The organism is Edwardsiella sp. A.80236, assembly GCF_044540725.1.
GTDB lineage: Bacteria > Pseudomonadota > Gammaproteobacteria > Enterobacterales > Enterobacteriaceae > Edwardsiella > Edwardsiella tarda.
In genome coordinates, this window is the sequence record NZ_JBIUCY010000032.1 from 1 (window position 1) to 12,365 (window position 12,365).

Annotated in this window: 12 protein-coding genes; 7 read left to right on the plus strand and 5 right to left on the minus strand. The window is 50.4% G+C overall.

Annotation, left to right across the window (positions count from 1 at the left end; translation table 11 throughout):
- Positions 1-302: 302 nt before the first annotated feature.
- The 4 genes from frmR (at position 303) to fghA (ending at position 3,060) form a co-directional block, all read left to right on the plus strand.
- On the plus strand, positions 303-578 hold the full coding sequence (gene frmR / locus ACEQFP_RS16810; protein WP_001141270.1) for a formaldehyde-responsive transcriptional repressor FrmR: 276 nt from the start codon (positions 303-305) through the stop codon (positions 576-578).
- Between the two features lie 30 nt (positions 579-608).
- Positions 609-1,718 carry an S-(hydroxymethyl)glutathione dehydrogenase gene (frmA, locus tag ACEQFP_RS16815; protein WP_000842086.1) on the plus strand — a complete coding sequence of 370 codons (1,110 nt, stop codon included), beginning with the start codon at positions 609-611 and terminating at the stop codon, positions 1,716-1,718.
- A gap of 41 nt (positions 1,719-1,759) precedes the next feature.
- A complete protein-coding gene (locus ACEQFP_RS16820; protein WP_000235177.1) occupies positions 1,760-2,158 on the plus strand; it encodes a VOC family protein in 399 nt (132 codons plus the stop codon).
- A 65-nt stretch (positions 2,159-2,223) separates the two neighbouring features.
- The gene (gene fghA, locus ACEQFP_RS16825; protein WP_071686688.1) at positions 2,224-3,060 is read left to right on the plus strand and encodes an S-formylglutathione hydrolase; all 837 of its coding nucleotides are present in this window, start codon (positions 2,224-2,226) and stop codon (positions 3,058-3,060) included.
- Positions 3,061-3,087: 27 nt separating this feature from the next.
- Here fghA and ACEQFP_RS16830 read toward each other — a convergent pair whose 3' ends face one another.
- The gene (locus ACEQFP_RS16830) at positions 3,088-3,723 is read right to left on the minus strand and encodes a recombinase family protein (RefSeq protein ID WP_000470623.1); all 636 of its coding nucleotides are present in this window, start codon (positions 3,721-3,723) and stop codon (positions 3,088-3,090) included.
- A 167-nt stretch (positions 3,724-3,890) separates the two neighbouring features.
- On the opposite strand from ACEQFP_RS16830, the gene ACEQFP_RS16835 reads away from it, so the two are divergent.
- Both ACEQFP_RS16835 and ACEQFP_RS16840 read left to right on the plus strand, forming a co-directional pair.
- Entirely contained in the window at positions 3,891-6,878 is a 2,988-nt protein-coding gene (locus tag ACEQFP_RS16835) for a Tn3 family transposase (RefSeq protein WP_072756842.1), read from the plus strand.
- 155 nt (positions 6,879-7,033) lie between these two features.
- Positions 7,034-7,225 carry a hypothetical protein gene (locus tag ACEQFP_RS16840; RefSeq protein ID WP_000951934.1) on the plus strand — a complete coding sequence of 64 codons (192 nt, stop codon included), beginning with the start codon at positions 7,034-7,036 and terminating at the stop codon, positions 7,223-7,225.
- Positions 7,226-7,706: 481 nt separating this feature from the next.
- Here the strand turns inward: ACEQFP_RS16840 and ACEQFP_RS16845 are convergent, their stop codons facing one another.
- Both ACEQFP_RS16845 and aac(3)-IId read right to left on the minus strand, forming a co-directional pair.
- Positions 7,707-8,249, minus strand: coding sequence for an AAA family ATPase (locus tag ACEQFP_RS16845; protein WP_000587837.1), 543 nt, complete (start codon positions 8,247-8,249; stop codon positions 7,707-7,709).
- A gap of 12 nt (positions 8,250-8,261) precedes the next feature.
- The gene (gene aac(3)-IId / locus ACEQFP_RS16850; RefSeq protein WP_000557454.1) at positions 8,262-9,122 is read right to left on the minus strand and encodes an aminoglycoside N-acetyltransferase AAC(3)-IId; all 861 of its coding nucleotides are present in this window, start codon (positions 9,120-9,122) and stop codon (positions 8,262-8,264) included.
- 142 nt (positions 9,123-9,264) lie between these two features.
- On the opposite strand from aac(3)-IId, the gene ACEQFP_RS16855 reads away from it, so the two are divergent.
- On the plus strand, positions 9,265-10,473 hold the full coding sequence (locus ACEQFP_RS16855) for an IS4-like element ISVsa5 family transposase (RefSeq protein ID WP_001339197.1): 1,209 nt from the start codon (positions 9,265-9,267) through the stop codon (positions 10,471-10,473).
- Positions 10,474-10,641: 168 nt separating this feature from the next.
- On the opposite strand, the gene ACEQFP_RS16860 is transcribed toward ACEQFP_RS16855, so the two are convergent.
- A complete protein-coding gene (locus ACEQFP_RS16860) occupies positions 10,642-11,502 on the minus strand; it encodes a broad-spectrum class A beta-lactamase TEM-1 (protein ID WP_000027057.1) in 861 nt (286 codons plus the stop codon).
- A 182-nt stretch (positions 11,503-11,684) separates the two neighbouring features.
- On the minus strand, positions 11,685-12,242 hold the full coding sequence (locus tag ACEQFP_RS16865) for a recombinase family protein (RefSeq protein WP_001235713.1): 558 nt from the start codon (positions 12,240-12,242) through the stop codon (positions 11,685-11,687).
- Positions 12,243-12,365 lie beyond the last annotated feature (123 nt).

The following is a 12,365-nucleotide window of genomic DNA, read 5'->3' on the forward strand; positions in this document are numbered from 1 at the left end:
GGGGTCAGTTTGGATATCGAAAATTATTGTACGTTAGGCTCATTTTTTGACCATCAATGATGAGCCAATATCTGGCGAAATTTAACAGAACCGCCTATGCCCCAAATCCCGTATCGGTAGATATCATTTTTGTAGTAACTTTCCTTCCGACAGTATCACAGCCAAAAATAATATAAATATATGATTTATATCGTAAATAAAGGTAGTTATGTTTATTCTTAGTTATACTATAGTGGAGTATGCATTGACGATAATTATATACTCCACTATAGTATATAAAATCAAAAATGGTGAGGTAAATAATGCCCAGTACTCCTGAAGAGAAAAAAAAGGTCCTTACCCGTGTTCGCCGCATTCGGGGTCAGATTGATGCTCTGGAAAGAGCGCTGGAAAATGGTGCTGAATGCCGTTCCATTCTTCAGCAGATAGCTGCCGTTCGCGGAGCAGCTAACGGTCTTATGGCAGAGGTGCTCGAGAGCCACATACGGGAAACCTTTGACCAGAATGACAGCTACAGCCATGAAATCAGTAAATCCGTTGACGATACGATTGAACTGGTTCGCGCCTATCTTAAATAGCTAAGCCATCACATTGAGGATAATTTACATATGAAATCACGTGCTGCCGTTGCATTTGCACCAGGGAAGCCCCTGGAGATTGTTGAAATTGATGTTGCACCACCTAAAAAAGGCGAGGTGCTGATTAAAAATACCCACACCGGTGTCTGCCACACCGATGCCTTTACCCTCTCCGGGAACGATCCTGAGGGCGTTTTCCCGGTGGTTCTCGGCCACGAAGGGGCCGGTGTCGTCGTGGAGGTCGGTGAAGGCGTGACCAGCGTGAAGCCGGGAGACCATGTGATTCCGCTTTACACCGCCGAATGCGGGGAGTGTGAATTCTGTCAGTCCGGGAAAACGAACCTCTGTGTATCGGTTCGCGAAACTCAGGGAAAAGGACTGATGCCTGACGGAACCACCCGCTTTTCTTACAATGGCCAGCCTCTTTACCACTACATGGGATGCTCCACCTTCAGTGAGTATACGGTAGTGGCCGAGGTTTCTCTGGCAAAAATTAACCCGGAGGCAAACCATGAACACGTCTGCCTGCTGGGCTGTGGCGTGACTACCGGGATTGGCGCTGTTCACAACACAGCGAAAGTACAGCCTGGAGATTCTGTCGCTATTTTTGGTCTTGGCGCAATCGGTCTGGCTGCCGTTCAGGGGGCTCGCCAGGCAAAAGCAGGACGCATTATCGCTATCGACACCAACCCGGCCAAATTCGAACTTGCCCGTCAGTTCGGTGCAACCGACTGCATCAACCCGAACGACCATGACAAACCGATTAAAGATGTGCTGCTTGAAATCAACAAATGGGGCATTGACCACACTTTTGAATGTATCGGTAACGTCAACGTTATGCGTGCGGCGCTGGAAAGTGCTCACCGTGGCTGGGGCCAGTCCATTGTCATCGGCGTGGCCGGCGCCGGGCAGGAGATATCCACCCGTCCATTCCAGCTCGTTACCGGGCGCGTATGGAAAGGTTCTGCTTTCGGCGGAGTGAAAGGCCGTACGCAACTTCCGGCCATGGTAGAAGATGCCATGAAGGGTGAAATTGAACTGGAGCCATTTGTTACCCACACGATGACGCTGGATGAAATCAATGAGGCCTTCGATCTTATGCATGAAGGTAAATCAATCCGTACGGTAATCCGTTACTGATAGCGTCTTAACTGAGTCAAACCAACTGAAGGAAATGGATCATGGCAACACCTGTAATTTCTGGTAATGACGTTTTTTCCCACGTCTTCATCGGTGCATCCGATGTTGAAAAATCCGCTGATTTTTACGATGCTGTCCTCGGTACGCTTGGCATCAATAACCTCGGCCCGTTTGGCAATGGCTGGGTACTTTATGGTCGCGAAAAGCCAGCCTTTATTATTGCACATCCGGGCAACGGTGAAGCGCCATCGGCCAACGGCGTTACTGTCGGCTTTGCAGCTGCAAGTCCGGAAGAAGTTGATGCTTTCCACGCCGCGGGCCTTGCCGCCGGAGGGAAAGATGAAGGTCAGCCTGGCCCGCGCAGCCATCTCCCTGGAGCCTATGCAGCCTACCTGCGAGACCCTGCGGGTAACAAAATCACGGCTTATACGTTCATCTGACGTCCGGCTATAAAGAGACTTCCCCTGACTCCCTGTCAGGGGAAATAACCATGAGACAGAGGCTGATGGAACTCATCGAGCAGCATGCCAGCGCTGGCGGCTGGCAAAACGTATACCGCCATAATTCACAAACACTTAATTGTGGGATGAATTTCGGTGTTTATCTTCCCCCCAAAGCAGCAACAGAAAAACTGCCGGTCCTGTACTGGCTCTCGGGTCTGACCTGTACGGAGCAGAATTTCATCACCAAATCGGGTATGCAGCATTATGCCGCCAGGAACAACATCATCGTCGTTGTTCCTGATACCAGTCCCCGTGGAGAGCATGTCGCAGATGCTGACAGCTACGATCTGGGCCAGGGTGCCGGATTTTATCTGAACGCGACGGAACATCCGTGGAACACGCATTACAGGATGTATGACTATATTCTCCATGAGCTTCCGGATGTTGTCATGGAGCATTTACCTGTAACATCAAGGAAATCAATATCCGGTCACTCCATGGGGGGGCTGGGAGCGCTGGTTCTGTCGCTGCGAAATCCTGATGAATATGTGAGTGTATCGGCATTTTCACCAATAGTGTCACCTTCTCAGGTGCCATGGGGACAACAGGCATTCACCGCGTACCTGGGTGAAAATAAAAAAACGTGGGAGCACTACGATCCCGTCAGTCTCATTTTACAGGGTGCGAAATTACCAGAAATTTTTATTGACCAGGGATTAAGTGACGCCTTTTATGAAGATCAGTTACGCACTAAAAGTCTTGAAAGAGTGTGCAACGAGATGAACATCAACGCATCATTCCGATATCATACTGGTTACGACCACAGCTATTATTTCATTTCCAGCTTTATTGGTGAGCACATTGCTTACCATGCCAACAGGCTCAGGCTGTCAGCATGAGTTGATTTCCAGCCTCAGAAAATGTGCTTAATTTTCAGGCCTGAACAGGGCCTGAATCCTGCAGACCTGAGATGTGCTGTAACCGGTGGCTTCAGCAGTTTCTCTTATGCTCAGTTTCTTGACCTGTCGGTAATACAGAACTTTCTTATGTCGTTCCTGATCGGCCTGTTTGCCCCGGTATTTTCCCAGCGTATGTGCCCGTTCAATTCCCTGCTTCTGCCGATGGCGGCGGCTCAGCCAGTCCTTATGCGACATCGCGGCCATCAGGTCGATAAGCATATTATTGATGGCGGTTATCACGGCGCGGGTGATTGGGTCAGCCTGCGAAGGATCTTTATCTGACAGCGCCTGCCATGAGGTGGGTACATCGAGGCTGACAATCCGCAGCTCGTGTTGCTCGATTTGCTTTTTCAGCGTCATCCAGTCGCTGTTGCTCAGACGGGTCAGACGGTCTATCTGCTCGACCAGTAAAATATCATTGCGGTGACTGTCCATCAGTAAGCGCCCCAGTTCCGGGCGGTCAAGTTTTGTACCGCTGATGTTCTCCCGGTAGTAACTGGCTATTTTATGTCCCCGCTCCTGAACAAACTGCTCCAGCATCTCTTTTGCCCGATCGGCGAACTGATCTTCCGTCGATGCCCTTAAATAAGCTCTGATGAACATTTTTCCACCACGTTATCGCATTTAAGTTATTGCATTTAATCTATCGCATATAGGTTATGTCATTCATCGTGTGCCGTCACGTTTTGAATATGGCGTCAGGGTGTACCCTTATGCGATAACCATTTTTGCTAAAAATACCGCATCGGATAATTTATGAGGGAAACTATATGGCAAGGAGGCAGATTCTTTCTCTGTCGGAAAGAGAATCATTACTGGCATTACCGGACGATGAGTTAACGCTGACACGAATGGCCTATTTCAGTGAGCATGATCTGGCGCTTATCAGTGCTCACCGTAAACCTGCCAGCCGTTTTGGTTTTGCCGTCCTTCTTTGCTATCTGAAAAATGTCGGCTTTGCACCGGATAAAAAAATCCCACCCTCTGATGCGCTGCTGAAGCATATCGCCAGCAGGCTAAAACTTACCGGGGATCTCTGGCCTGCTTACCTTTCCGGCAGGGATACCACCCGGCGCGAGCATTTAACCGAACTGTACCGCTATCTTGGCGTAAAAGCGTTCACCGGCAAAATACAGCAGGACTGTATTACACACCTGCTGCCGATGGCGACGCGCACCGATAAAGGTATTCTCCTGGCCGAAGAACTGCTGGTCTGGCTCCGGAAGAACAACGTGATAATCCCCGCGATTGATGTCGTGGAGCGTACCTGTGCGGAGGCCATGGCTGGCGGCGATAAAATCGTATTTCAGACCCTGAATGCCCCGTTAACTCCGGCTCACAGGGATGCCCTTGATCGTTTACTTGAGTCCTCAGATAATCAGTTTTCCAGACTGACATGGCTTCTGCAACCGCCAGGTAAAATCAATGGTAAGAACGTGCTACAACACCTTGATCGGCTCAGTAGCATTGAATCGCTGGCGTTACCGGAAGGTATAGATCGTACCATTCACCAGAACCGGTTGCTGAAACTGGCGCGGGAAGGCCGGAAGATGAGTAGCCGGGATTTGACCCGATTTTCAGCAGCCCGGCGTCATGCGATCTTGGTGTGCGTGCTGGAAGAAGCCCGAGCCACACTGACAGATGAAGTGATTGAGCTGCATGAACGCATGCTGAACAGCCTGTTCAGCAAAGCCAAAAGAACACAGGCTGAGCGCCTTCAGCAGACCGGAAAGCTGATCCAGTCAAAACTGAGGCAGTACATCGATGTCGGCCAGGCACTGTCTGAAGCCCGTGATTCCGGTGGCGATCCATGGCTCGCAATAGAAAACATACTGCCATGGCCTGAATTTGTCGCCAGTCTGGAGGAAACACGCCATCTCGCCAGGAAAAATAATTTTGATCCGCTGCATATTATTACTGAGAAATACAGCACATTACGGAAATATGCCCCGCGCATGTTATCCGCTTTACAGTTAGTCGCCACCCCGGCAGCGCAACCTCTGGCTGATGCGCTGGTTGTGATCAAGGATATGTACCGGAAGCAGTCACGTAAAGTTCCGGCGACAGCGCCGCTTGAGTTTGTCCCTGAAAGCTGGCGCAAGGTGGTGATTACACCTGCGGGTGTTGACCGGCAGTACTATGAATTTTGTGCGCTCAGCGAGCTTAAGGGGGCATTGCGCTCCGGGGACATCTGGGTTAAAGGCTCACGCCGCTACAAAAACTTTGATGATTACCTCATTCCCGAAAAGGACTTTGACAAACTCACACCGGCGCTACCCCTGCCCGTATCTGCTGATTATCATGAGTACATTACCAGCCGTATGACCCTGCTTCAGTCCAGACTTGAAGAGGTCAATGCCATGGCTGCCCTTGGTGAGCTGCCCGATGTGGAAATATCTGACAGGGGAGTAAAAGTATCTCCGCTGGATAATTGCGTCCCGGTGCAGGTTTCACCGCTGGCAGAGCTGGTTTACAGCATGCTACCGCGTCCTAAAATCACGGAAATTCTCGATGAGGTAAACAGCTGGACGACGTTTACCCGACATTTTTCGCATATAAAAAATGACATTACCCGTCCCGATACCCGCCTGCTCCTCACCACCATCCTTGCGGATGGCATCAATCTTGGTCTGACCAAAATGGCGGAAGCCTGCCCCGGAAGCACCAAATCATCACTGGAAGATATCCAGGCATGGTACATCCGCGACGAAACCTATTCAGCCGCCCTTGCAGAGCTGGTAAACGCGCAGGGGAAAAGACCACTTGCGGCATTCTGGGGAGACGGGACAACGTCATCATCAGACGGACAAAATTTCAGAACAGGCAGCTCAGGCCGCTACGCAGGGCAGGTTAACCCGAAATACGGGCAGGAGCCCGGACGTCAGTTTTATACCCATATTTCGGATCAATACAGCCCGTTTTATACCTGCATAATCAGTCGAGTCAGGGATTCAACCCATGTTCTCGATGGCTTGCTGTACCACGAAAGCGACCTGGAAATCAGGGAGCATTACACCGATACAGCGGGTTTCACCGATCATGTCTTTGCCCTGATGCATCTGCTGGGATTTGCGTTCTGTCCGCGAATCAGGGATCTCCACGACAAGAAGCTGTTTATCCAAGGGAAAGCAGACCGGTACCCGGCGCTTCAGTCACTGATATCAACGACCAGCCTGAATCTGAAAGAGATCGAAATTCACTGGCGTGAAGTGCTGCGTCTGGCGACCTCGATAAAGCAGGGAACCGTGACAGCATCTCTGATGCTGAAAAAGCTGGCCAGCTACCCCAAGCAAAACGGACTTGCCAAAGCACTGAGAGAAATTGGCCGCATTGAGCGAACGCTGTTTATGCTCGACTGGTTCCGCGATCCTACACTGCGTCGGCGAGTACAGGCGGGGCTGAATAAAGGAGAAGCCCGTAACGCGCTGGCGCGGGCGGTATTCCTGCACCGGCTGGGTGAAATCAGGGACCGAAAACCGGAAAATCAGAGTTATCGCGCCAGTGGGCTTACGCTGCTGACGGCTGCTATCTCACTGTGGAATACCGTCTATATGGAAAGGGCGATCGATGCCCTGAAGCGTAAAGGGGTGAAGATCAACGAGCAACTGCTGTCACATTTGTCGCCGTTAGGCTGGGAGCACATTAATCTGACAGGGGATTATATCTGGAAAAGCAACAGGATACCGGCTTCCGGTAAGTTTCGTCGGTTGAGACCCGCTAAAGTCGAAAGGTCAAAAAATAGCCTTAACGTACAATAATTTTCGATATCCAAACTGACCCCCGCTCCAACCATTGAGGTACGAAAACACCGCCTGACCGAACAAAAAATGCGTGATAGCCGCCGCAGCCATGACGCCGGAATCGTCAGACAGGCTGTAGCTGTTGACCATTGCCCTGTACGCCTGCATCTGAAATGGCTATTGCCCTGATGGGAGCCGGCTTTTCAGCCACCGACACCAGCGATGCCGTCAATATTCTTTACCCGATAACCATGACCGTACAAGCTAACAAGGCCTGGCAAGCCAGCGGACTTAAAAAGTCTTTTTTTCTACCATCCCACAAAAAAGTTCGTGGTGGAGAAAAGATAAGCTATGCAAGGCTTTAGGAGACGTGGTTTTTCAGGATGACGAAGAACGATTCGGCGCTAGGTGCAACATAGGTGCATCGCACGAGCGCTAGGAACGGCGAAAAAAGGCGGACGTGGCGAAATCGGTAGACGCAGCAGACTTTAAAATTGGAGTGCCCGCGGGGAAATCCGCGGAGTAGAACCGCTCAAAGTCGGGGAACGCTAACGGGCAATACCCTAAGCCAATCCCGAGCCAAGCCCCTTCGGGGGAAGGTGTAGAGACTGGACGGGCGGCGCCTAAAGCCTTCGGGCAATGGCGAAGGGACAGTCCAGACCACGAACGTCATCAGACGGCGGCGAAAGTCGAGGTGGTACGAAAATCTGCTTCTCTGTGAGAGTACGGGTTCGAGTCCCGTCGTCCGCACCACAAAGCCAAACATCCCTGCGATGATCGACCTCTGGGCGTTTGGTCGTGAGCCCGCCACCCTCGCGCTACGCTTTGCGCAGGCGTCGAAGGCGATCAGGTGCGCCCATCGATTCCGTCGAGCACCATCGCTGCGAGTTCATCGCTGGTGTGTGCACCACTATCGAGAACACGGGTTGTGCATGGAAGCCGTTCCCTTGCGGCCAAGCATCGGGCGACATTCGCTAATCGCCACTCTCGAATCTCCGCATTTCGATTCGGGTCAGGATGCATGGTCTGGTTCGCGATCCGGTGACGCAATAGGTCCTCGTTGAGCGTCAGAAAGATGTGCAGCAGCTGATCGTCGATCCGCCTTACCCCGTCGAGTATCTCAGTCAGATAGTCCGGGTGCACGAGCGTCATTGGGATGATGATGTCCTGCGAGTAATTCCTTCGAATCTCCCTGACCGCCGCGATCGTAAGTCCCCTCCACAAGGGGAGATCCTGATAGTCTCCGCTCGCTGGCATGGGGACCGTTTCTTTCACCACGAACCCGATTTCCTCGGGGTCAAAGATCAGCGATTTGGAACGCCGATCGCGCAGCCGCTTAGCGAGCGTCGTCTTTCCGGCGCCGAAAGGTCCGTTGATCCAGATTATCATTGTCGACGGCCTCTAACCTGAAGGCTCGCAAGAGCGCTCGACGGCCTCGTGCGGAGGCACGATCGGAGTGGTTCCGAAATGCTTCTCAAGATAGGTGACGCCGAACGTCACGATGTCCTGCGCGTCGAACAGGTAGCACTGAGCAAAGCCCACGACACCTTCTCGATGGCGACCGAGCTTCACGTAAGCATTTGCTATAGTTTCAACCGCATCCGGCTTTCCTTCGATAGCAAAGCAATCGAGAATGCCGTTTGAATCGTAATCCGATGCCGTTTTCCAGGCGACTTCACCGTCTCTTCCAAGCATCGGCATCTCATACGTCACCCACCGTTTGTTGGGGATATCGGCAACCGCCTCGGCGTAGTGCAATGCGGTAACGGAGTTTAGCGGCGCACCCAACAGCAGGGCCTTCCCGCCAAGGCGAACGAACCGCTCGACGGGCGATCCTTCCCCCAAGGCGTGACCGAGTTCGTGAGGCTCCGTCAGCGTTTCAGCCAGCGGACCAACCGCGACCATCGATGCATCGGGGTGCGCGCTGCGCCGCGCGCCGGGGGCTTGAACCAGAAATTGATTCAGCAGGCCGAACCCACGGTAAGTCCCGGCTGTTGCGGGATCGAACGGCAGCCAGGTACGGCGGGCTTCGTCATCCAGCCGAGCGCCATTCAGAGTCTCCTCGTAGGGTGATCGGTCCCACGACGCGTATCCCATCACAGTGCCAGTCGGCCCAACCGCGGAGCGTAACGCGGCAACGACCGTCTCCGCTCCTCCTTCGACCGGACCAATCGCTTTAAGTGAGGCATGCACCATCAAGAGGTCACCGGTTTGGACTCCGAGTTTTTGAAGCGCCTCCGTTATTGCCTTCCGCGTATGCATCGCGATATCTCCTCTAAACTGCAAAACACTATACGCTGATGAATCCCCTAATGATTTTGGTAAAAATCATTAAGTTAAGGTGGATACACATCTTGTCATATGATCAAATGGTTTCGCGAAAAATCAATAATCAGACAACAAGATGTGCGAACTCGATATTTTACACGACTCTCTTTACCAATTCTGCCCCGAATTACACTTAAAACGACTCAACAGCTTAACGTTGGCTTGCCACGCATTACTTGACTGTAAAACTCTCACTCTTACCGAACTTGGCCGTAACCTGCCAACCAAAGCGAGAACAAAACATAACATCAAACGAATCGACCGATTGTTAGGTAATCGTCACCTCCACAAAGAGCGACTCGCTGTATACCGTTGGCATGCTAGCTTTATCTGTTCGGGCAATACGATGCCCATTGTACTTGTTGACTGGTCTGATATTCGTGAGCAAAAACGACTTATGGTATTGCGAGCTTCAGTCGCACTACACGGTCGTTCTGTTACTCTTTATGAGAAAGCGTTCCCGCTTTCAGAGCAATGTTCAAAGAAAGCTCATGACCAATTTCTAGCCGACCTTGCGAGCATTCTACCGAGTAACACCACACCGCTCATTGTCAGTGATGCTGGCTTTAAAGTGCCATGGTATAAATCCGTTGAGAAGCTGGGTTGGTACTGGTTAAGTCGAGTAAGAGGAAAAGTACAATATGCAGACCTAGGAGCGGAAAACTGGAAACCTATCAGCAACTTACATGATATGTCATCTAGTCACTCAAAGACTTTAGGCTATAAGAGGCTGACTAAAAGCAATCCAATCTCATGCCAAATTCTATTGTATAAATCTCGCTCTAAAGGCCGAAAAAATCAGCGCTCGACACGGACTCATTGTCACCACCCGTCACCTAAAATCTACTCAGCGTCGGCAAAGGAGCCATGGGTTCTAGCAACTAACTTACCTGTTGAAATTCGAACACCCAAACAACTTGTTAATATCTATTCGAAGCGAATGCAGATTGAAGAAACCTTCCGAGACTTGAAAAGTCCTGCCTACGGACTAGGCCTACGCCATAGCCGAACGAGCAGCTCAGAGCGTTTTGATATCATGCTGCTAATCGCCCTGATGCTTCAACTAACATGTTGGCTTGCGGGCGTTCATGCTCAGAAACAAGGTTGGGACAAGCACTTCCAGGCTAACACAGTCAGAAATCGAAACGTACTCTCAACAGTTCGCTTAGGCATGGAAGTTTTGCGGCATTCTGGCTACACAATAACAAGGGAAGACTTACTCGTGGCTGCAACCCTACTAGCTCAAAATTTATTCACACATGGTTACGCTTTGGGGAAATTATGAGGGGATCTCTCAGCACTATACGGGGTCTGACGCTCAGTGGAACGAAAACTCACGTTAAGGGATTTTGGTCATGAGATTATCAAAAAGGATCTTCACCTAGATCCTTTTAAATTAAAAATGAAGTTTTAAATCAATCTAAAGTATATATGAGTAAACTTGGTCTGACAGTTACCAATGCTTAATCAGTGAGGCACCTATCTCAGCGATCTGTCTATTTCGTTCATCCATAGTTGCCTGACTCCCCGTCGTGTAGATAACTACGATACGGGAGGGCTTACCATCTGGCCCCAGTGCTGCAATGATACCGCGAGACCCACGCTCACCGGCTCCAGATTTATCAGCAATAAACCAGCCAGCCGGAAGGGCCGAGCGCAGAAGTGGTCCTGCAACTTTATCCGCCTCCATCCAGTCTATTAATTGTTGCCGGGAAGCTAGAGTAAGTAGTTCGCCAGTTAATAGTTTGCGCAACGTTGTTGCCATTGCTGCAGGCATCGTGGTGTCACGCTCGTCGTTTGGTATGGCTTCATTCAGCTCCGGTTCCCAACGATCAAGGCGAGTTACATGATCCCCCATGTTGTGCAAAAAAGCGGTTAGCTCCTTCGGTCCTCCGATCGTTGTCAGAAGTAAGTTGGCAGCAGTGTTATCACTCATGGTTATGGCAGCACTGCATAATTCTCTTACTGTCATGCCATCCGTAAGATGCTTTTCTGTGACTGGTGAGTACTCAACCAAGTCATTCTGAGAATAGTGTATGCGGCGACCGAGTTGCTCTTGCCCGGCGTCAACACGGGATAATACCGCACCACATAGCAGAACTTTAAAAGTGCTCATCATTGGAAAACGTTCTTCGGGGCGAAAACTCTCAAGGATCTTACCGCTGTTGAGATCCAGTTCGATGTAACCCACTCGTGCACCCAACTGATCTTCAGCATCTTTTACTTTCACCAGCGTTTCTGGGTGAGCAAAAACAGGAAGGCAAAATGCCGCAAAAAAGGGAATAAGGGCGACACGAAAATGTTGAATACTCATACTCTTCCTTTTTCAATATTATTGAAGCATTTACCAGGGTTATTGTCTCATGAGCGGATACATATTTGAATGTATTTAGAAAAATAAACAAATAGGGGTTCCGCGCACATTTCCCCGAAAAGTGCCACCTGACGTCTAAGAAACCATTATTATCATGACATTAACCTATAAAAATAAGCGTATCACGAGGCCCTTTCGTCTTCAAGAATTTTATAAACCGTGGAGCGGGCAATACTGAGCTGATGAGCAATTTCCGTTGCACCAGTGCCCTTCTGATGAAGCGTCAGCACGACGTTCCTGTCCACGGTACGCCTGCGGCCAAATTTGATTCCTTTCAGCTTTGCTTCCTGTCGGCCCTCATTCGTGCGTTCTAGGATCCTCCGGCGTTCAGCCTGTGCCACAGCCGACAGGATGGTGACCACCATTTGCCCCATATCACCGTCGGTACTGATCCCGTCATCAATGAACCGGACTGCCACGCCCTGAGCGTCAAATTCCTTTATCAGTTGGATCATATCGGCAGTGTCGCGGCCAAGACGGTCGAGCTTCTTAACCAGAATGACATCACCTTCCTCCACCTTCATCCTCAGCAAATCCAGCCCTTCCCGGTCTGTTGAACTGCCGGATGCCTTATCGGTAAATATACGGTTTGCTTTCACACCTGCGTCTTTGAGTGCTCTGACCTGAAGATCAAGAGACTGCTGACTGGTTGAGACCCGAGCGTAACCAAAAAGTCGCATAAAAATGTACCTTAAATCGAATATCGGACAACTCATGTCTATTATTACAAATTTACGATTTAATAGACATATTAATGTAACAGTTTTACGATGTCCGATAATTTATAACATTTCGTACGGTTG